This window comes from Bowmanella denitrificans, from assembly GCF_002887595.1.
GTDB lineage: Bacteria > Pseudomonadota > Gammaproteobacteria > Enterobacterales > Alteromonadaceae > Bowmanella > Bowmanella denitrificans.
Genome location: NZ_PEBU01000001.1, coordinates 564,744 through 587,094 on the forward strand (window position 1 = coordinate 564,744; position 22,351 = coordinate 587,094).

Sequence of the window (22,351 nt, forward strand, 5' to 3'; positions counted from 1 at the left end):
CACATCCTATAAGAACTCTATAAGCGAAACGACTTGGAAGAAAATCTATCTTATTGAAAAATAAAAAATAGATGGGCGTTGTTTTTGCTCCTGCGATATTCAGATCCTGCCCGGTGCACATGGCCGTACCGGGCTATGGCGGTTGTTTATCTCTGAGAGGAATCCCTGTGCTGAATAATGACAGCCATCCTAACCAACTGACCGTCGCTGGTTTAATGGTGCTCCAGCTAAGTGGCTGTATCTTGTATAAATACAAATTCAGCGCCGTTGTTACGAAGTTTGCTCTGCCAGGTGAATAAATTCACTGACATAAGGGATCTGTTCATCGCCCTTGCGGATCCCCAAGTAGATGCTTTTTTGAATCCCCGTTTCGCCAATCCGCAAACTGGCGATGGGCAGGGTCGATTCAAATTCCTGAACCAACCATCCTGGTAAGGCGCAAATGCCGCGGCCACTGGCCACCATTTGCAGCATGATTTCGGTTGTTTCAATCACTTTGTGCTGGCGCACGGTGCATTGGGCCGGGTTGAGAAACTGACTAAAAATATCCAGGCGCTGCGGTTCCACCGGATAGGTAAACAGTACCTCATTACTAAGTTGTTCGGGTTTGACCCATTCCAGCTCAGCCAATGCATGCGATTTGGCCACCACCAGGCGATGCTCGTAACCAAACACCGGGAAATACTCCAGCTCCGGTTTAAATAGCGGGTCGGGGGTCACCAGCATATCGATTTCGTAATCAAACAGCGCCCGTAAGCCGCCAAACTGGAATTCCTGGCGGACATCAATATCGACGTCAGGCCATTGCTCCAGAAAAGGTGCCACGACCTTGAGCAGCCACTGATAGCATGGGTGACATTCCATGCCAATACGTAGCGAGCCCATCTCGCCTTTGGCAATCTGTTTAAGTAATAATTCGGTATGCTCAAATTGTGGCAGCAACCTGCGCGATAAGGCATGAATGCGCTTGCCTGCTGCGGTCAATCGCAGGTTACGACCTTGCTTTTCCCAGATGGCGGTACCAATCTGTCCTTCCAGCTTCTTAATGCTGTGGCTTAGCGCCGACTGGGTTAAATTCAGCGCCTCGGCCGCCTGGGTCAGCGTACCCTGCTCCTCAATGGCGGACAGGATCGCCAGATGAATACGTTCCAGCATGAAATCGTTCCAAACCTTAAATCATGAGTATCACTCATGAATCAATGAGAATAAATCATTTTTATTCATAAAATGGTCCAAGTATAAATCACCCTATGCTCTCAACTCTATACAAGATCACCGCGGTTTCTTGATGATGCGATTGGAATCAAGTCAATCAAGTGGTGACAACGACTGACTGCAATAATGTGAAGAAGAAGTTGGAAAGTCAGCAAAGAGCAGGGACTCAATTCAGGTTTTATCTCAAAAATTGGATGCCAGATGACAATGAATAATGACTTTACTTTCACAATTAAACGTATCTGTCTCGATGAGAATTATCACCCATCAGACAATACACGCATTACTACCAACTTTGCGAATTTGGCCAGAGGTGAAAGCCGTCAGCAGAATTTGCGCAACGCCTTAAAAATGATAGACAACAGTTTTAATTCCAGAGCGCATTGGGACAACCCTAACGGCGATCGTTACTCTATTGAACTGGAAATTATTTCCGTAGATATAGATATTGAAGGTAGCGGTCAGACTTTCCCATCCATTGAAGTATTAAAGACCAATATTGTTGATCATAAAACCAACGAGCACATTGAAGGGATTGTCGGGAATAATTTTTCTTCCTATGTGCGTGATTACGACTTTAGCGTATTACTGCTTAATCACAATAAGGACCAAAGCGTATTCAGTATTCCGGATAATTTTGGTGAGCTGCATGGAAAGCTATTCAAGTACTTTGTCAACTCAAGTGCTTACAAAGAGAATTTTAACAAGCCACCGGTTATTTGTCTGAGCGTGTCGGATAACAAGACTTATCACCGTGCCGAAAATCAGCATCCGGTATTAGGCTTTGAGTATCAGCCCAATGAATCGTCTCTGACTGAACAATATTTCAGAAAAATGGGGCTGCAGGTTCGCTATTTTATGCCACCCAATAGTGTTGCGCCGTTAGCCTTCTATTTCTTTGGTGATCTACTTAATGATTACACCAACCTGGAACTTATCAGTACTATCAGTACGATGGAAACATTTCAGAAGATTTACCGGCCAGAAATATATAACGCCAATGCGGTTGCCGGTAAGTGCTACAAACCCAATCTGAAAAACTCAGACCATTCGTTAACTCAAATTGTGTATGACCGGGAAGAGCGCAGCAAGCTGGCGATTAAGCAGGGTAAATTTGCTGAAGAACACTTTATCAAACCTTACCAAAATATACTTGAGCAGTGGTCAGCTAATTTCTCTCTTTAATTAATCAGAAGATACAGCAGCAGCGATTATGAAAACTTTACTACCGACTTCAACCGCGGGCAGCTTGCCTAAACCTTCCTGGCTGGCACAACCTGAAACACTTTGGTCCCCCTGGAAATTACAGGGGGAGGAATTAATTGACGGTAAACAGGATGCCTTGCGTGTGTCATTGCAGGAACAGCAACAGGCTGGCATTGATATCGTCAGTGACGGCGAGCAGACGCGCCAGCATTTCGTTACGACCTTTATTGAACACCTTAGCGGCGTGGACTTCGAGAATCGCAAAACCGTTAAGATTCGTGATCGCTATGATGCCAGCGTTCCGACTGTAGTTGGAGCGGTTTCCCGGCAACAGCCGGTTTTTGTCGAAGATGCCAGGTTTTTGCGCCAGCAAACCAGACAACCGATAAAATGGGCGCTGCCAGGCCCGATGACCATGATCGACACCCTGTATGATGATCATTATAAAAGTCGTGAAAAGCTCGCCTGGGAATTTGCCAAAATCCTCAACCAGGAAGCCAGGGAATTAGAGGCAGCGGGAGTGGATATTATCCAGTTTGATGAGCCGGCATTTAATGTATTTTTTGATGAGGTCAATGACTGGGGTATTGCCACGCTGGAAAGAGCCATAGAGGGCCTTAAATGCGAGACGGCGGTACATATTTGCTACGGCTATGGCATTAAAGCCAATACCGACTGGAAAAAGACCCTGGGCTCTGAGTGGCGACAATACGAAGAGGCCTTTCCCAAACTGCAAAAATCTAAAATCGATATCATCTCACTGGAATGTCATAACTCCCGCGTACCAATTGATTTGCTAGAACTGATTCGCGGTAAAAAAGTCATGGTCGGTGCCATTGATGTGGCAACCAATACCATTGAAACAGCAGAGGACGTTGCCGCCACCCTGCGAAAAGCCCTGCAGTTTGTTGACGCCGACAAACTCTACCCTTGCACCAATTGTGGTATGGCACCGCTGTCCCGCCAGGTAGCGAGAGGCAAGCTGCAAGCGCTCAGTGCCGGGGCTGAGATTGTCCGCAAAGAACTGCAAGCCTAAACTCAGGCCATAAACCCTGGAGTTCAGGGAAAGCTTACTTGAACTCCACGGTTTTATCTTTACTGATCACCCGGGCCTGAATATGTTCATATTGATCCGACAGACATAACTGACCAATGCCACTGTTGTTATACAGCACACCAGGCTGCCCCTGGGGCTGGCGGCGCTTTATCAGCATACGACGGCGCTTGGTCAGAAAGTTAAGCGGTGAACGACTGCCATACAGCCACAGATTGATCCGATCAAACCAGCGCAGCAGTCCCGCCGGAAAACAGTTTTTAATACCACTGGCCGTCACCTGCAATATTTGTGGACTGTGTTTGCGAAAACGCAGGGTAATGTCATAGACAAAGCTGTAGTGCACATCACCGGATAGGATCACAAAATGTGGCGGTGTTTTGTGATGGCGGAAAATATTCAGAATCACATTGGCGGCACCGGGATGCGCCATCCAGTTTTCTGCATCCACCATCAGAGCCTTGCCAAAAAAGGTAAAAATGCGCTGCACCGCCTCAATCAGCTTCACACCGAAGATCGGCGCTGGCGACACCAGAATCACCGCCGGTTCACCAATTAACTGCTGTTGTAAATCAGACAATGATTCCCAGTCCATCAAACCTGATGGCTTGGCCGCACTGCTTTCTGAGCGCCATCTATGGGTACGGGTATCCAGTACAATGATTTTCGGTGAGGTGGCCAGGTGATAGTGCCAGTCCTGCCAGTCCAGCAGCTTGTCTATCAAGCTATCCTGCGCTTGTATCTGGCCGTCACGGAAACTCTGGCGCATATCTGCCAGTAGCTCGTCAAAGCGTTCAGGTTGATTGCCCCACCCCTGGCAGAGCAAATAGCCAATCAGGGCATTGCCAATAATGCGACGGGAAAATGGGTGACCATAGGCGGATTCTTCCCAACCCCGGGTCAGGTTCCAGTCGTCGGTAATATCATGATCGTCGAAGATCATATAGGTTGGCATATGCGCCAAAGCCCGGCGAACCTGGCCCAAGCCCGCGACAAAATCCTTTATTGCCAGGCATTCCTTGTCATAACGGGCTTTAAACTTGTCGTCAATCCGCGCTCTGCCACTAGCCAAATCAACCCACTGCCAGCAAGTGTCAGACCACACCAGCAGGTACATGGCAACGATCTCAGCCAGGCAGATCAGATGATTATGTGCCCCGGACGAAGTAAAAATAGGTTTCCTGGCCCCACCAAAGAAGCGCTCCACCAGCTTTTCATTGGCTTTGTTTTTCGGTAGCAGTTGCTCACGCATGTAGTAGCAATGGCTGCTTTCACGCAATTGATCACTGCATGTGACCGTCGCTCCTGCAAAGGTCTCGCTGTATAAACCGAGTTTTTCGATCACCTGATGAATAGCCCAAAGAGTAGGGCCGGCCACATCATCCACATAGACCTGGTCACCGGAAAATAACAGCATAGCAGGGCGTTCGCTGTCACTATGGCGATGCCTGGCGAGCAATTTATCGACCTCGAGTAAGCCATCACTGCTGGGGTGGTGCGGCTTGCGGCAAGAACCATGTAGCAGATTATCCACGCGCGACTTCAGCATATAGCCAGGCTGTGTTTCGCCTTGATAACACAAGCCATCAATATGTTTTGTCAGGCCCTGCTGTTGTTCGTCCAGCAGGTCATAATGCACATACTGGTGTTCCTGCAGCGGACTATCCAGTTGAAAGTGCAGTAGCTGGATATGACAATGTGTACCAACCTGGATTTGTTCTGTTCTGGTTGCTTTTGCAGAGAAAACGCTGCCATCTGCGGTGTTAAGTTGCAGGGCGAAATCACAGGCACGGGAGGTTGCCAGCCACAAGGTTAACTGGGTATCTGTGCAGTGCCTAAGCACAGGGCCGGCTAGAATTAACGGAAGAGTATCGCTCACGAATTGATTTTTAACAGGGATTTCAGCAGGTTGCAATCATCCAATTGATATTTGGCATAGTCAGATACGGCTTTTATCAACGCCTCTTTATGACCGGGCAACAAATCTGCCATCGCCGTTTCAAAACGCACCGAACGTCTGTCACCGCGACAATGGGCCAGCGCCAATGCCTGACCACAAGCCTGTGCATAAGCAACAAAACCACCGCTGACGGCCTTATTACCCAAACCGATATCTTCAGGATCAATCCCCACTCGGGCATGGTGACGGGAACGCACCAGGTAGTGCTCGCCCTGCCAGTATACTTCATCCAACAGTAAGTCTGGCCGACGTTGCATGCGGCGCTGACAGACTGCGGTAAGATGCGCCGGATTTAGCTGATTCACCTGGCTTAAATCGGCAAACCAATGCAATGGCGCGGCCTGGCGCTGTTTCTTCACTTCCACCACATGGCAAAGAGGGAGGTCGTCAGGTGAAGCGCAATTGGCTGGCCCCACCAGCATATAAAAACGCTGCATATTGGCCGAGCCCGTGCCTGCATCCAGTCGCCGTACGATGTCCAGAATCGCATCATCCATATAGGGTGCAAACGCCTGGCGCACACTGGCATCCAGCTCAGCGGTCAGGGGGCGAAATTTATCCGGTAGATGACGAAATCTGGGCGGAAACTGCGACAGATCCACGGCCTTGGCTAACGCACTTTTACTGTGAAATTGCTCACCTCCGGCTGCTCGTGCCACGGCTTTCTTCTGCTTTTTAGCCAGCAGATGAGGCTTTTTAAACAACTTCAGTACCTGCATGCGCGACTCAGGCACATCGATACTGGCTTTACAGATGTTCAGGTATTGGTCCAGAAATCCGTGCATGGCCTGTAGTCCCTGCTCCGGGCTGACCGCAGGGTCCTCCTGGCATTGGGTACCATTGTTATAGCGCCCTGCAGACAACCCCTGGCAATAATCAACACAAAGCAACAGACTGGAACAAAAGCGCGCCAGATCCCACACCGCATGGCCAATACAGGCATCGTCAAAATCATTGGGAGAAAAAATAACCTGATCGCCATGGGAGCCTTCTTCAGTTAAAAACCCAAAGTTGCCCAAATGACAATCCCCCATCACGATCGTCAAAGGAACAGAAAGTAGCGCTTGCGGTAAATTCAACAAGCCACTGGCCAGGTCAGCGTAAAACAGCTGAGCTGCGCCACGCATAAACACATAGGGATTTGCGATCATTTTCCGGTGCTTACCCACGCCAAGCTTACCGTCAACACGGACAAGTTCGGTTTCTATTTGCCTGATACGTTGCAATGCTTCTCCTTACACTGAGAAAAGCAATAAACTGATGTTACTTACCTTAACGTACTGACAGAGCCGGGCAAAGAGGAAGAAAACAGCAAGATCAGGCCGCCTGCAATTTGCAGGCGGCCTTATTCTGCGTTGTCATAGGCTTTGGGCCTTTTTGCTCAGATACTGATAGACTGACTCAGCCTGACGCTGTCTGGCAAAATCCACCAGATTAAGACCATCACATTTCAGGCCATCCAAAGCTAATACCGTCCGGTAGACACCGTTTTCACTGCTGGCTACCCGACCAATTTCCTGAAATACCGAGCGGCGCAATAAGGCTACGTCGTCTTTCAGTGCAGAGCGGCAAAAGTTGGCAAAGGCCACATCACCGGTAAATGCATAACGTGATATTGGTTTGTCATCAGTGTTGGCCATTACAGGGGCGCTAAGCAACGTAGTGGCACAAAACAGGCTTAGGGCTTTCATAGGTTCACCTCGTTAAAGAACAAGCACATGCTTGCCTGATTAAGCCTACCCGGTTCTGCTTTTTGGTCTGTGTCTCTATTGTTTTCAATCAGTTAAATATTTGTAATCTGTCCCAAATGAAACACAATATGTGCTGCCGACGCCCCTTGCAGCGCGTTACATATAAATAAATGAAATTAAAATTCAAATTGTGTGCAAAAAATTGTCTTATAAACTTGGCTTTTCTGAGTCCTCTGTACACACTAACTGCATTAGTTTTAATTTTTTGTTGCTAGTTTTTCCAAAATTGACGATACAAGTGGTTCAGGGAAATAGAATTTTCAGACGGAATTGGAATTTTCTGCAGTGATTCAGGAACATCGCATCACTGTTACTTAGGTTCTGAGATAACAACAAGTTGTGGTCCGCTATGCAAAAAATCGCCAAACAGCCTTCTTCTCCCACCCTCTCCATTAAACAAGCCTCACTGGCCATTAAACTGCTACTCACCGTGGGTTTGTTGCTGATACTGGTCACTCTGGCGTTTTTACTTTACAGCAACTGGTCTCTGAATCGCTCTGAACAGGTCATAGTCGGCCAGGTGTCGCAGCAGTTGGAAAGCAGCGTAACAGAGAGCCTTAAAGCGCAAGCCGGTATGCACGCTGCCGAGGTAGCCGCTAGCATAGAGAGTGTTTATCAGTACCCTAAAGCCGTTGCCAGCCAGCTAGGCAAAACCATTGAAACCCCCGGGGCACAACCACTAACCCGCAAACAGGTGGAAGACCTGGTGCGCTATACCTTAAGCGCCAGCCCGTCTTCGTCCTTGTATGCCCAGTTTGAAGCCGGAGGCTTTTATGACAAAGACCAGGACTATATTAGCAATGCCAGCCATTCGGTACCTGGAGCCGGGACACTGGAGATTTATTTCGTCCGTGAGTCTAACGGCAATATCAACCAGGAACCGGTAGAAGATGCTGATGAGAAACACGACACCACGCGGGATGAATTCGGATTTCGCGCAGCAGAATGGTACTTGTGTAATCAGGAAAAAATGCGCCCTTGTCTGACCAATCCCTACAACTACGAAATTCGCCCGGGCTATGAAGAACTGATGACCAGCCTGACCGTGCCGGTGATTGCCCAGGGTCGGTTTCGCGGTGTGGTGGGTGCCGATATGAACCTCCCCATTTTGCAACAAAGAGCAGAGCAACTGGCAGCGTCACTGTTTGCCGGTAAAAGCAAAGTGTTTCTGGTCAGCCAGGACGGTATGTTGGTGGCCGCCAGCAGCAATCCGGATAAGTTAGCCAGGCCTTTTGCCGAAGTCGTTAATGCCGAACAGGCCAGACAACTGCGCGGTTTAGCAACGTCAGGTGACACGTTGAAGCTGGATAACTTCCTGTATGTTGCCAATCAAGTTGAAATAAAAACCGCACAAACTCAGTGGCAACTGATTATCGGCGTGGACTACCCTTCTGCCATGGCAGCGGTTGGCAAGGTTTCCACTGCTATTCAGGAGGAAGTCTCTGCGCTGCTGGGCCAGCTTCTGTTAATCGCTTTAATTCTGGTGGGTGCCTCACTGGCCATCGTCTGGCTGTTTACCCGCAGTATTGTCAGTCCACTTCAACTGGTAGCGCAGCGTATGAAGGAACTGGCAGGACAGGGTGGCGATCTGACCAACAGCCTGCATGTCAGTACTCACCAGGAATTGATTGAGCTGGCTGAAGGTTTTAACCAGTTCCAGGAAAAAATTCGCCTGCTGCTGCAGTCAGTAAAATCATCCAGTCGTGATGTTTCACAAAGTGCCCATCAGACCTCTGGGTATGCCGAGCAAACCAGCAGCCAGATAAACCGCCAGCACGAAGAAATAGACAGCGTGGTGACAGCGATTACACAAATGTCGGCCACTGCCAGCGACGTGGCCAAACATGCCAACGACGCCGCCGACAGTGCACAATCGGCCAGAGATTCGGCTAATACCACAGAACAAACCCTGTCATTTGCCGTCGACGAAGTGACCAAGCTGGCCGAAGATATGGGCCAGGCTGCCTCTGCGGTATCCGCCGTGGCATCGCGCAGTAATGATATCCGCAAGATTCTCGACGTAATTGGTGCGATAGCCGATCAAACCAACTTGCTGGCGCTTAATGCGGCGATAGAGGCTGCCAGAGCAGGCGATCATGGCCGCGGTTTTAGCGTAGTAGCAGATGAGGTTAGGGCACTGGCATCTAAAACTGCAGACTCGGTCAAAGAAATTGGCGATGTGATTGCCGGTTTGCAACAAGAAGTGAAAACCACAGTGGGGGTGATTGACGCCAACAGCAGCCGCGCTGGCTCGGCGGCGGATAAGTCCAGGGAAGCCTTTGCCGATTTGAGCAATATCGTCAGCGAAATTACCCATATTTCTGATCGCATCATGCAAATGGCCACCGCAGCGGAACAGCAAAGCGTAGTGAGCGAAGAGATTAATCAGAATATGGTGTCCATTGGCGACGCCACCCGTCAGGTAGCGGAGCTGGCCAGTTCTTCAACACAAAGCGCTGGCGCTATCAGTGACAGTGTTAAGCAACTGCAACAACAACTGGATAAGTTAAAAACCGAGTAAGCCGTGCAAACAAAAACACCCGCACTGTGGGCGGGTGTTCGTTTCTGGCTCAATGCTCAGGGGCGCATGGCTTTCTCGCCACGAGACAATCCACACACGCCGGTGCGCGACAGTTCAACGATTTCTGCAGTCTGTGCCATGGTTTGCACGAATGCGTCCAGTTTGTCGCTGGTGCCGGTTATCTCAATAGTGTAATTACGCGGGGTAATATCCACCACCTGACCACGGAAGATATCCACCGTGCGTTTCACTTCATCCCGTATCGCATCACTGCGGGTGGCCACTTTCACCAACATAAGCTCCCGCTCAACATGGCTGCCGTCGGTAAGATCTGAAATTTTCAATACGTCAATCAGCTTATTCACCTGTTTGGTGATCTGCTCAATGACTTTGTCATCACCCACAGTGGTGATCGTCAGCCTGGACAGACTGGAATCATCAATGGGCGCGACACACAATGAGTCAAGGTTATAGCCCCGCTGGGAAAACAGACCAATTATACGTGACAGGGCACCGGGTTCGTTTTCCATCAATACAGAAATAATTCTTCTCATCAGGTGCGCTCCGTCTTGCTTAGTCTCATATCATCCATAGCGCCGTATTTGATTTGCATGGGATAAACATGTTCATTCTGGTCCACGGCAATATCCATAAAGACCAGTTTGTCTTTCAGTTCAAAGCAGCGCGCCATGGCGGCGTCCAGTTCTTCCGGCTTGTCCACGCGGATCCCAACATGGCCATAGGCTTCGGCCAGTTTCACAAAGTCTGGCAATGAATCCATATAAGAATGGGAATGTCGGCCTTTGTAAATCATGTCCTGCCATTGGCGTACCATACCCAGAGCACGGTTGTTAATAGAGATAATCTTGATTGGCAAACCATACTGCATACAAGTGGACAGTTCCTGAATATTCATCTGGATGCTGCCATCGCCTGTTACGCAGGCCACCACGGCTTCAGGATGGGCAAACTGTACGCCCATGGCTGCAGGTAAGCCAAATCCCATAGTGCCCAGACCGCCGGAGTTGATCCAGCGTCGCGGCTTGGCAAAGGGGTAATACAACGCGGCAAACATTTGATGCTGACCTACGTCGGAGCTGACATAAGCATCGCCCTGGGTATGCCGATACAGAGACTCGATAACTTGCTGCGGTTTTATCAGCTCGTCACTGGTTTTATAGGCCAGGCAGTTACGCGCGCGCCAGGCGGCGATTTGTTCCCACCAGTCGGCAAGCTGTTCCTTGCGTTCGGTTTCATTAATTTCGTGCATCTGCTCGAAAAACTGCGTCAGCACACTTTTAACCGAACCCACCACCGGAATATGCGCATTCACCGTTTTGGATATGGAAGCCGGGTCAATATCCACATGAATAATGGTGGCGTGCGGGCAGAATTTCTGCACATTGTTCGTTACGCGATCGTCAAAGCGGGCACCGAGCGCCAGAATACAGTCAGCATTGTGCATGCTTTTGTTGGCTTGCAGGGTGCCATGCATACCCAGCATGCCAAGACATTGCTCATGATCGCCAGGGAAGGCTCCCAGGCCCATCAGGGTATTGGTAACCGGCAAGTGCAGCTTTTCAGCAAGCTCGGTAACCAGGCTGCTGGCGTCACAGGCGATGGCCCCGCCACCCACATAGAGTATCGGGCGCTTGGCATCCAACAAGGTTTTAAGGGCTTTTTTAATCTGCCCCATATGCCCCTTGATTGTCGGGTTATAGGAACGCATCTGTACCTTGTCTGGAAACTGATAAGGATGCGACTCCAGCACATTCACGACATCTTTGGGCAGATCCACCACCACAGGACCAGGACGGCCGGTATTGGCAATGTAATAGGCCTTGGCAATGGCATCGGGAATGTCCACCGCACGTTTAACCAGAAAGCTGTGCTTCACGATAGGCCGGGAACAGCCCACCATGTCGGTTTCCTGAAAGGCATCTTCACCGATATGCATGGAAGGCACCTGACCGGACAGGATCACCATCGGAATACTGTCCATATAAGCTGTGGCGATCCCGGTCAGGGTATTGGTTGCACCCGGGCCAGAGGTCACCAGCACAGTACCAGTCTGCCCGGTGGCTCTGGCATAGCCGTCCGCCATATGCGCGGCAGCTTGCTCATGGCGCACCAGAATATGTTGAACATCTTCCTGAGCATATAGGGCATCATAGATATCCAGCACGGCACCGCCCGGATAACCAAATACATGTTTAACCCCTACATCTTTCAGCGCTCTGACCACCATCGCGGCGCCTGACATCATCTCCACTGGCTATTCTCCCGTTGCTTCTGACAGATGCGGGCGTCTTTACCCGACTGTCATGTTTTGTATCGGGGCATCCCCCTTTTTTGCCAAAGCACCAGCATGGCTGAGGACCAGCGCCATCGCCAGATCACTGCTGCTAAGAGGAAGAAAACTATACTGAAGGAGGAGAAAATTTTAAACAGTAAAAGCGGCAAAAGTGAGATATCTATCCCAATATAGAGAATAAATAGGATGAATATCCCGAAACCAGGGGTGAGAATGCGAAAATTAGGATATGTCAACCTTTTGTTAACATATCCTTTGAGTTTGACTAGTCGTCCAATTCGATTTCGACGTCTGAGTCTTCACCCATATCTTCATTGTCACCCATGCCACGGGACTTAGTGCCATAGATACTGCCCATTTTGGGGCGGTTTATGCGCTTCTGATATTTGCACCAGGCTTTTTCTGCAGCGCTTTGAGGCTCTCTGTCACCTCTGGCGGCGGCAATGTATCCTTCGTCCTCCTCAGTTTCAGGAGCAAGATGCCCATCCACTAAAGCAGCAATCAGGCAACCGTAGCGGCTAAGCGCCTGGCTTTCGGCAATAGAAAAATCCCCGGATCGGGAAAACCCATAAGGGTAATTCTTTGGATCAAGAAATTGGCGTTTCAACAGCTGTTCTTTCGTTTGTTTGGCCATGACGGGCATCCCCAACTAAAAAGTCATCAACATCAGGAATGATACCAATAGATTTGGTACAGGCAGCGTGGCCCAAGGGATATGGGCAATTGCCAAGGACTAGATAGTTTTAAAATGGGGGACTGTCAACAAAAAACTGTAATGTCCCCCCATTTTTTTATTGAATGAACAAATATTGGCCCAGCCAGTGCACCAGCAAATAACCAAAGCTGTAGGCAATAATCAACTGCAAACTGTATTTAGCGAAACGGCCAAAAGTCAGTCCTGGCACTTTACTCATAGCCACTATGCCAGCCGCCGAGCCTATCACCAGCAGCGAACCACCCACGCCGACCGCATAGGTCAGGCTTAACCAGGCGCCAGGATCCATATGGATATCCGCTTTCAAAAGCGCTGCGGTCAAAGGCACGTTGTCAATAAAAGACGACAATACGCCCAAGGTATAGTTGGCCACAGGCAGCGGCATGACCTCATAGATCTTCAGCAGTACATCCAGCACCTGAATCTGCTTAAGCATACCCACCAGCAGCAGAATGCCCAGGAAGAACAGCAGCGTATCAAACTCGATACGACGGATATAATCCAGAATAGGATCTTCGTCATTGTCCTTACGCAGAAAGTGCGCCATAAGAAACATCACCGACAACCCGCACATGAAACTCAGTACCGGCGGAATCTTAAAGGCAATATTGCCCAGAATCGTCATCAGGATAGTTGCAAGAAATACCAGCGCAATCAGCATATCCACTTTATTGACCGGAATGCGCTTTCTGCTCAGAGTAATCTGCCCCTGCATGCCAAAGGACAGCATGGCCGCCAGCAGCAACACCGAACACAATGACGGTAAGCTCAGCCACAGTAGATTCTGAATTTCGGTTTTGCCATCCAGGAAGATCATCAGGGTGGTAACATCACCGGTAATCAACGCCACACCACCTGAGTTAACGGCAAACACCGCCAGTACCGCAAACTTAAGCACTTTATCTTTTGACAGTCCCAACGGCAAAATCATCGCTACTGACACTAAAGTTGCGGTGATATTGTCGGCCAAGGATGAGAAAAAGAAGGCAAACAGACCGGTCATAAACAACAAATTGCGTTCGCTGATGCGACTGGGCAACAGTTTGTTGATCAGACTTTCAATCATGCGCTTTTTATTCAGATAGGCAACAAAGGTCATGGCCGCCACCAGAAATAGCCAGAGGCTGGCAATTTCCGCGATATTCTCTTCCAGATGGTGGTTCACCAGCTCGGTGGCACTGTCGGTGGCGGCGCTCAGATAAAGGATGACCCAGGAAAGGGTGCCGGTAAATAAAGTGATTTTGGCTTTACTGATATGGGTAACTTCTTCAAAAATCACCCCCAGCAAGGCCAGCACGGCCAGGCCGATTAGAAAAATCTCCACGCCACTCATGCGCTGTTGCCTTGTGATTTACAATGGCGGCGGATTTTAAACCATCAGCCAGCCTATGCCTATTATCCATTTGGTTAATGGATTGCTAGAGATTTGTTGGCATTGGCCTGGTGGCTTGCTTAACGGGACTTCTTCGCCACCCAAGCCCACAGCATATCGCACTCAATGGTTTGTGCGCCGGTGCTGTCGGTAACAGTGACAGCAATCAGCGCCTCCCCCCGCTCCTGGGATTGCATGGCCTGAATCTGCTCATCACTAATGCGCGCCACGGCCTGCATATCACCCTGGGCGCGGGTTAGATAGCAGATCTGCATGGACTTAATCAGTGGCAGTTTATCGCCCGGCAGATTCAAACCGAAGATAAAGCCCGTGGCCGACTCAGCCAGTAGTGCCATAGCAGCGGCATGTACACTGCCAATATGATTCTGGGCTTTTTTCAGGTTACGCTGGCGCATGGTCACTGTGCGTCCATCGGTAGACAGGATCTCCAGGCCCGCGGTACCCGCCAACTTTACCTTACTGCAGAATGCCCAGGTGATAATTCGCCTGCTCAGCCAGGTCGGGTAAGTATTGGCTTTATCAATAAGACGGCGCAGCGGATTGGGGGCAGACATAAACACACTCCTGGTTGGACCAGTTGAAAGAGTGCCAGATGCCGCCATCTCAGGCAAATGGATTTTGCTTAATCAGGTGAACGTAAAGGGCTTCTTGCTGAGACGCTGAGTAGACCCTATCGATACAAACTGAGTGTTATTAATGATTAGCAAGAGTTGCTTATCTTACAGCCCATCAAAGCAACTGTTCCGGTTTTCTTCCGTAACAGCGCTGGTATCAAAAGGCTCTTGACTATATTGCCCTTCAATCAACTGCTCCTGCGTACCCCATATCTGAGGTTTGCCTAAATGCCAGAGAAGCCTGTCTTCACTTGCACATCTGAGCCATCGAAGAGGTTGAATGTTCCCGCCCAATGCCAAAGCCTGCCCAGCCAGTTCAGAGGCTAATTCCAGATAACGGCCTTCAGGATGATGCATAAAGATAATGGCTGCCTGATAGAAATCACAATAGTGGTTCAATCGCCCTTGCTTGTATTCCTTGAAGACAATCTCTGCTCTTTCTATATCTTGATAAAAGGTGAATTCTTTATTGCGACGTTGTTGCTGGTCTTCATGAAACAATCTATCCAGCACTTTATTGCGTTTTTCATCTTCGACATATTCTTTATGCTTAATATGCACTTCGCCGTAATTATTCACGCCCCGCAGGGCATTTTCATAAGAAAAGCAATGCCAATCCTTGCTGAAAGCGGGGAAAGAGCAAAACAGTAAAAGAGACAGAAATATTTGTTTCATGTAGCGTCCTGAAATGAGGCTCATACTAGCCTCAATATCTACAAATTAAGACCCTCCACCGACACCAGAAGCCGGTTTGATGATACTTCCTCTATCATGATCAACATCTCAAGATAACTGCAATTCACCTTTTAGACGGGTCAATGACTCTGCCGCAGCGTCAAAGTCATAACTGTCAATATAACCGGCTAACTGGCGCAATTGCGTCTGATGTGGTCCGTTTTTCAACATGGGCTCAAGCTGTTCAAGGATGTCCACCGCATCGGTGTCGTAATCGGCGATCAGCGCGTCAAGCTCGTTCAATAACGAGGCAACCCTGGCGGCATCGAAAGCCTGTTCATGGTTTTCTTGCTGTTCTGAGTGACTGGCTTGCAGGGCTGTTAGTACCAGATTGAGTTCGTCTTGCAGTGCCGCCAGCAGTTCAGGGGCCTGTTGTGTAGCGCCCTGACAGGCATGTTCAAGAGCTCCGGCCCTGGCATGTAGTTCCCTGGCGCCGATATTACCTGCCGTACCCTTAAGGGTGTGCGCCATATGCGCTACCGCTGGTATATCGCCTGCGGCCAGGGCCGCTTCGATTTGTACGCCAAAATCTGCATTACCTTGACTAAAACGCTGCAACAACTTTTGATACAACCGCACATCGTTTTGTGTGGTGGCCAGGCCAGCCTGCACATCAATCCCATCAATCGGAGCAATCTCTGTTGCCGCTACAGCGGTTTGCACCTGCTGCGGCCCAGCCAATGGCTGGGCCGGCACAATCCACTTTGCCAGAGTCATAAACATCTGATTGACGTTTATGGGTTTGGCGATATGGTCGTTCATACCGGCATCCAAAGCCCGTTCAATATCTTTGGCCATCACATTGGCGGTCATGGCAATAACCGGCAAAGATTGCCATTTGGGCTGCTCACGCAGCAAGCGGGTAGCCTGATAACCGTCCATCATCGGCATCTGACAATCCATCAATACGCCGTCGAAGTGGTTATCTTGCAGGGCATCCAGTGCTTCTTGGCCATTGCAGGCCAGACTGACCAGAACACCACTGCTGCTAAGCAGCTCCATGGCCAGCTCCTGGTTCAGCTCATTGTCTTCCACCAACAATATTTTCGCCCCCTGCAGTTTCTGCCTGGCGTCCTGAGCAGCATTGTTGGCAGTGACATTTGCGGGGTCAGCCAATTCACCTTTGCCCATTGCATGCAATACGGCGTTGAGCATGCCACTGCGAGTAACGGGTTTAATCAGATAACTGCTAATAGGCAGATGCCGCGATGCCAGGCGCGCCTCGTCACAGCCAAAGGCAGTTACCATGATAATTCTTGGTCGGTGAGGCATTTGCAGCTCGGTTAAGATTTGCTGGCTGGCCTCCACACCATCCATACCAGGCATACGCCAGTCCATGCAAACCAGTTGGAACGGGTCGCTGGCTGCCGCCTGCGCCACCATAGTCACAGCTGCTGCACCGCTATTTGCCTGCTCGGTACGAAAACCAAAACCTGCCAGCAGCTCGGCAAGTATTTCTCTTGCAGTGAGATTGTCATCCACAATCAATACCCGCAACGGGCCCAGTTCATTTTGCAGGCTAACGCGCTGCGACTGGATGCCGCACTGCTTACCCAGACGCAGGGTGAAATGGAAAGTGCTGCCAGCACCCGCCTGGCTTTCTACCCAGACTCGCCCCTCCATCAGTTCGCAGAGGGTTTTGCAGATGGCCAACCCCAAACCCGTGCCGCCATATTTGCGGGTAATGGAACTGTCAGCCTGGCTGAAGGATTGAAATAGCTTGGCCTGCTGTTCGCCCGACATACCGATCCCGGTATCGCGCACCGAAAACTGCAGTTGTACCTGTTCGTTATCCTGTTCCAGGCTTTGTACCGCCACCACAATTTCACCGGCCGTTTCGGTAAATTTCACGGCATTGTTGCCAAGGTTGGTGAGTATCTGCCCCAAACGCAACGGGTCACCAATTAAAGCGGTAGGCACATCAGCCGCCACGTCAAAATGCAGCTCAATGCCTTTTTCTTCCGCCTTCATGCCCACCAGGCTGATCAGGTTGTCCAGCACATCCTCAAGACGAAACTCCACGGCTTCTATGTCCAGCTTGCCGGCTTCAATTTTGCTGAAATCCAGAATGTCATTGATGATGCCAAGTAACGCCTCGGCACTGCGATGCACTTTGGATATGTAATTGTGCTGACGACGATCCAGATGGGTTTGCAAAGCCAGATGACTCATACCTATGATGGCATTCATCGGTGTGCGGATCTCATGGGACATATTGGAAAGAAAGTCCGACTTAGCCTGAGTAGCCGTTTCTGCTTTGTCCTTGGCCTCAAGTAAATCCGCTTCCATAGCCTTGGCATCGCTGATATCCAGGTTGATACCAAATACATGCCGGGCCAACTCTCCTGCGCGGGCGTCCAGCGCTTTGCCGACACTGAGGATCCACTTCCACTGACCGCCAGCGGTCAGCATGCGAAATTCCGCCCGGTAAATACTGGTATGTCCAGCCAGATGTTTACGCAACGCATTTTTTGCCTGGGCTTTATCATCGTCATGCACCAATTGCATGATTTGCTCAATACGATTGTCAAAGCGAGCTTCTAACTCGGCTTTGTCATATCCCAACATGGTGGCCCAGATATCGTTAGTCAGTAGAATCCCACTTTTAGTATCCAGCTCCCAGGAGCCGGCATTGGCACCCACCATGGCCAGTTCAAAACGTTGTTTGGTTTCGATCAGTTCGCGATAGGACTGGCTGTTGGAAAGCGCTACGGCGGTGTGGCTGGCCACCACACGCAAAATGTTAATCTGTGCGCTGTCAAAGGCGTCGGCCTGGTCACTTTGTACCGTCATGACCCCCAGCACGTCATGGCCGGCCATTAGTGGCAAGCAAACCACCGTTTGGGTTTGCTCGCCATTGAGATTCTGGGCACTGGACATGGCTTTGTCCTGCCACTGCTGCTCAGTAGCCGCAATAAATTCCTGCTTGCGCGTGATACACCACGACAATGGATCGCTTTCTGCCTGGATCAGCGTTTCAACTGTATCAAGACTTTGCCCTTTGCAATGCATAAACACAAACTCCAGACGTTGCTGCTGGGCATGATACAAACCTATAGCGAAGGTATCCGCTGGCAAGCTTGTCCTTAAACGTGCATAAATCATGCTGCCAATTTTGTTTAAATCGAAAGTGGCGGTAATGTCTTTGCCCACATCGCCCAGCACCAGGATATCGTGGGTACGCTGCTCTACCTGTCCGGCCAGATATTGTTGTGTCAGTCGGTGCTGCCTGGCCCGATAGGCTATCAGTGCCGTTACCAGCACAATCAGGGTTAATGGTGCTGATAGCAAAAACTCGGTGGTTTGGTACCAGGCCGGCAGCACCCGAATTGATAAGAATTGCGACTGGTTACTCCACACGCCATGGTTGTTACTGCCTTCAACCTCAAACCGATAATCTCCTGGTTGCAAGCGACCATAGTTAATCTGATTGGCTGCGGTACGATGTTGCCAGTCTTCCTCGTAACCCAATAGCCTGGTTTTATACCTGTTGTCTTCACTGGCCTGATAATCCAGTGCCGCAAAACTGATACTCAGACTCTTAAAATCCGGCGGCACATTTAAAATATCGGGAAGAGGGAAAGATTGTGTCCGACCGTCGATTTTGACTGAGGTAATCACCAAGGGGGGAGGCACGTCATTGACCTTCACTTTTAACGGATCAAAGCCAGTGATGCCATCAATGCTGCCGAGGTAGACTTTGCCCTCGCCACTTTGATGAACAGAGCGGGCCAGGAAACTATTGCTGTTTAACCCATCATTGGTGGTGAAATGATGAAAAGCACCAGAGTCAGGGGCAAGACGGAACACGCCATGGGATGTCGCCAGCCAGATCCTTCTTTCCCGGTCCATTGCCATAGACTGCACCGAGAATCCTTCTTCTTCGGCCATATGACGAAAGCTGCTGAATGTTCCGCTTCGGGTGGAATAACGCTCCACGCCGCTGTCTGTAGCAAACCAGAAAGTTTCATTATCTTCCTGCATGACCGCGTTGATATGCCCGTCACTTAACTCACCAGGCGCAGAGCCGGGTCTATGGTGCTGAATGTCGCCGCTTTTAACATTAATTCTGAACAACCCTTCCCCTGCCGTGCCTACCCAGACCAAACCCTGGCGGTCAACAAAGGTAAAAGTGGGGTCAATATTATCCAGATATGATTCAACCTGATTCGTGGCCGGGTCCCATCTGAATACCTGTGAGGAAAATGACAGCACCAGCCACAGTCGATCATGCTCATCGGCTGCTACCCACTCAATAGAATGGCTCTGGCCCCCTAACCAGGACAGCGAAACTGGTTCAATTTCCTGCTGATCAGCATACAGACGATAAACCCCGGCATCGGTGCCAAGATAGAGATCGTTATTGCTCAGGTACGCCATACTTTTCACCCGGAAACGGGTTAGTTCACCAGGCAGGTGTTCATCTTCAATAGGCGTAAATCTGCTTTCTCCATCAAAGGCTACCAGGCCTTTGCCGGTTCCCAACCATAATCCGCCCTGGCGGTTAGCGGTAATTGACAATACCTGGGAATACAAGCCAGATAAGCGCTGATCCTGCAAATAACGGCTCCAACTGCGAAAAGAAGGCTCGCCAGGGAAAACTTTAATAACCCCGGAATACCGGGTAGCGGCCCAAAGTAGTCCGGTGTCATCCACCAACACCTGACGAACATCCCTGTTACCCAGCAGTGCCCACTGTTCATGCAAATCCGCCGCCACAAAACGCTGTGAAGATAACTGGAAATAATAAATGCCCGCCAGTGTGGCGAGAATCAATCTGTCACCCTGGCGGGTCATGCTATTAACACTGGGTAACTCGCCATCCGGCAAGGTCAGGCGATGGTAAACTGCCGTTTCGGGGTCGAAGCGACCAAAGCTAAGCCGGGTGGATATCCAAAGCCTGTCCAGGGGGTCGATATACAGAGAGCGCACCTCTGGGTGGTCCAGCATACCGTCGGCAACGCCAAATTTTTCAAATTTCTGTTTTTGTCTGTCCAGCTTGTACAGACCATTGGAGGTCGCCACCCAGATAAAACCCTGGCTGTCCTCACTGATTCCCCAAATCCGATCACTGCCCAGACTGCCTGGGTCGGCAGGGTCCGGTTGATAACGGCGGAAACGCCCGCTTTTTTCATCAAACAGGTTAAGCCCCCCCCCATTGGTACCAACCCAAATCTCTCCTGAACGGCTCTCGAACAGCGACTGTACCTTGTCCGCGCCAAGTGAATCAGGCTGATCGGGGTGATGGCGAAAATGCTTGAAGGACTGACTATCCGCAAGATAGAGATTAAGCCCGCCTCCCCAGGTTCCTACCCAAAGACGGTTTTTTGAGTCGTTCAACATTGCTCCGACATTGTCTTTCGACAGGGACGTAGGATCTTTATCATTGTGCCGAAATGAGCTGAATCCATAGCCATCATAGCGCTTTACGCCGTCTGCAGTGCCAAACCACAAAAAGCCCTGTTGGTCCTTAGCTACCGCATAAATCTGCGGATTGGCCAGACCATTGTAGATTGACAGCTCTTCGGTTTTCTGGGGCTGGCTCAGTACATTAACTGAACTGAACAACAACCAGACAAGCCATACCAGGCGAAAACAGGTGAGATGCCGCAAGATCTTTGTCCTTACCACTAATTACCCCTTATATCAGGCGTGTTAACTCAGATATCATCGGTATATCTGGCCTGAACATCGCGAATCTGCGGCAAACAACCAACAAACTCTTGCACCAGTTGTGGATCGAAATGCTTGCCACTTTGCTCATTCAGTAAGGTTACAGCCTGCTCCTCTGTCCAGGCGTTTTTGTATGGGCGTTTGCTGGTCAACGCATCAAACACATCTGCAATGGCCACAATACGTGCCGACAGAGGGATATCTGTACCACTTACGCCATGGGGATAACCGCTACCATCCCATTTTTCATGATGAAACAGGGCAACTTCACGAGCCATTTGCAATAAAGGGGAAGGGTGGTCGCCAAGAATATCCGCACCAAACTGCACATGTTGCTGCATCATCTGCCATTGCTCTGCATCCAGAGCACCGGGTTTCAGCAGCACGTTGTCAGGAATACCAATCTTGCCAATATCATGCATAGGTGCAGCATTAAACAACAATTCACACCAGGTGTCGGGTTGGCCAATTTGCTCAGCCAGAAAGCGTGAAAACCAGCTCATGCGGATCACATGCATACCGGTTTCATTGTCTTTAAATTCTGCCGCCCGGCCCAGACGACGAATAATTTCCAGACGCGTTTCATTGAGCTCTCTGGTGCGTTGCTGAACCATGTTTTCAAGATGCCTGGCTTGGTTGTATAAAGCCAGTTGGCTTTTTACCCGAGCCAGCACCAACAGCGGGTTAACTGGTTTACTGATATAGTCCACAGCACCGAGACTGAAACCCAGTGCTTCATCCTGTTCTTCAGATTTAGCCGTCACAAAAATAACCGGGATGGCCTGGGTTTCGATACGGCTTTTCAATTGTCGGCACACTTCATAGCCATCCATATCCGGCATCATCACATCCAGCAAAATAAGATCCGGACGAGGGTCTGCGCTGGCGACTTTCAGGGCCAGAGCACCGTTTAAGGCCGCTTTCACCCGATAATCCGCGCGCAAAATGCCGGTTAAAACGTCTATATTTTGCGGGGTATCATCAACGACCAATATGGTTGCTTTGTCCGTTTGAGGCATTATCCGGATTCCCTCAGGCTTTTTGTTATAACTAGGGGCTTTTGCAGTAACAACGTAACCTTGTTTTTAGTCATTGACGTCTCACCGTCCTTGTAAGCGTCTGGTTCAGTTCAACCAAGCGTAAAGTCTGAGTCTAGTCATTTTTAATGACGAACGACGGGAATTCGCTTAACTTTAATTG

Annotated in this window: 15 protein-coding genes; 3 read left to right on the forward strand and 12 right to left on the reverse strand. The window is 49.9% G+C overall.

Annotation, left to right across the window (positions count from 1 at the left end):
* Positions 1–270 precede the first annotated feature (270 nt).
* Positions 271–1,155 carry a LysR family transcriptional regulator gene (locus CSR04_RS02600; RefSeq protein ID WP_102794657.1) on the reverse strand — a complete coding sequence of 295 codons (885 nt, stop codon included), beginning with the start codon at positions 1,153–1,155 and terminating at the stop codon, positions 271–273.
* A 267-nt stretch (positions 1,156–1,422) separates the two neighbouring features.
* Here CSR04_RS02600 and CSR04_RS02605 point away from each other — a divergent pair, with 267 nt between their 5' ends.
* Both CSR04_RS02605 and CSR04_RS02610 read left to right on the forward strand, forming a co-directional pair.
* The gene (locus tag CSR04_RS02605) at positions 1,423–2,400 is read left to right on the forward strand and encodes a DUF1852 domain-containing protein (RefSeq protein ID WP_102794658.1); all 978 of its coding nucleotides are present in this window, start codon (positions 1,423–1,425) and stop codon (positions 2,398–2,400) included.
* 28 nt (positions 2,401–2,428) lie between these two features.
* A complete protein-coding gene (locus CSR04_RS02610; RefSeq protein WP_102794659.1) occupies positions 2,429–3,457 on the forward strand; it encodes a methionine synthase in 1,029 nt (342 codons plus the stop codon).
* A 34-nt stretch (positions 3,458–3,491) separates the two neighbouring features.
* Here the strand turns inward: CSR04_RS02610 and CSR04_RS02615 are convergent, their stop codons facing one another.
* From CSR04_RS02615 to CSR04_RS02625, 3 genes are all read right to left on the reverse strand, one after another.
* The gene (locus tag CSR04_RS02615; protein WP_245921306.1) at positions 3,492–5,318 is read right to left on the reverse strand and encodes an alkaline phosphatase D family protein; all 1,827 of its coding nucleotides are present in this window, start codon (positions 5,316–5,318) and stop codon (positions 3,492–3,494) included.
* A 32-nt stretch (positions 5,319–5,350) separates the two neighbouring features.
* The gene (locus CSR04_RS02620) at positions 5,351–6,661 is read right to left on the reverse strand and encodes a DUF2252 family protein (RefSeq protein ID WP_245921308.1); all 1,311 of its coding nucleotides are present in this window, start codon (positions 6,659–6,661) and stop codon (positions 5,351–5,353) included.
* A 132-nt stretch (positions 6,662–6,793) separates the two neighbouring features.
* The gene (locus tag CSR04_RS02625) at positions 6,794–7,126 is read right to left on the reverse strand and encodes a DUF3718 domain-containing protein (protein ID WP_102794661.1); all 333 of its coding nucleotides are present in this window, start codon (positions 7,124–7,126) and stop codon (positions 6,794–6,796) included.
* A gap of 409 nt (positions 7,127–7,535) precedes the next feature.
* On the opposite strand from CSR04_RS02625, the gene CSR04_RS02630 reads away from it, so the two are divergent.
* Positions 7,536–9,707: a methyl-accepting chemotaxis protein gene (locus tag CSR04_RS02630; protein ID WP_102794662.1), complete on the forward strand. Its 2,172-nt coding sequence runs from the start codon at positions 7,536–7,538 to the stop codon at positions 9,705–9,707.
* 56 nt (positions 9,708–9,763) lie between these two features.
* Here CSR04_RS02630 and ilvN read toward each other — a convergent pair whose 3' ends face one another.
* From ilvN to CSR04_RS02670, 8 genes are all read right to left on the reverse strand, one after another.
* On the reverse strand, positions 9,764–10,261 hold the full coding sequence (gene ilvN, locus CSR04_RS02635; protein ID WP_102794663.1) for an acetolactate synthase small subunit: 498 nt from the start codon (positions 10,259–10,261) through the stop codon (positions 9,764–9,766).
* Positions 10,261–11,979, reverse strand: a complete 1,719-nt coding sequence (locus tag CSR04_RS02640) for an acetolactate synthase 3 large subunit (RefSeq protein WP_102794664.1) — start codon at positions 11,977–11,979, stop codon at positions 10,261–10,263. The genes ilvN and CSR04_RS02640 overlap by 1 nt, the downstream gene beginning before the upstream one ends.
* A 307-nt stretch (positions 11,980–12,286) precedes the next feature.
* Positions 12,287–12,655: a MaoP family protein gene (locus CSR04_RS02645; protein WP_102794665.1), complete on the reverse strand. Its 369-nt coding sequence runs from the start codon at positions 12,653–12,655 to the stop codon at positions 12,287–12,289.
* Between the two features lie 157 nt (positions 12,656–12,812).
* Positions 12,813–14,069, reverse strand: a complete 1,257-nt coding sequence (nhaD, locus tag CSR04_RS02650) for a sodium:proton antiporter NhaD (RefSeq protein WP_102794666.1) — start codon at positions 14,067–14,069, stop codon at positions 12,813–12,815.
* 119 nt (positions 14,070–14,188) lie between these two features.
* Positions 14,189–14,683 carry a DUF4442 domain-containing protein gene (locus CSR04_RS02655; protein ID WP_102794667.1) on the reverse strand — a complete coding sequence of 165 codons (495 nt, stop codon included), beginning with the start codon at positions 14,681–14,683 and terminating at the stop codon, positions 14,189–14,191.
* 165 nt (positions 14,684–14,848) lie between these two features.
* On the reverse strand, positions 14,849–15,442 hold the full coding sequence (locus CSR04_RS02660; RefSeq protein WP_146027087.1) for a hypothetical protein: 594 nt from the start codon (positions 15,440–15,442) through the stop codon (positions 14,849–14,851).
* 84 nt (positions 15,443–15,526) lie between these two features.
* Positions 15,527–21,091: a response regulator gene (locus CSR04_RS02665; RefSeq protein WP_102794669.1), complete on the reverse strand. Its 5,565-nt coding sequence runs from the start codon at positions 21,089–21,091 to the stop codon at positions 15,527–15,529.
* Between the two features lie 47 nt (positions 21,092–21,138).
* Complete coding sequence (locus CSR04_RS02670) at positions 21,139–22,170, reverse strand: HD-GYP domain-containing protein (protein ID WP_102794670.1); 1,032 nt, start codon at positions 22,168–22,170, stop codon at positions 21,139–21,141.
* Between the last annotated feature and the right edge of the window lie 181 nt (positions 22,171–22,351).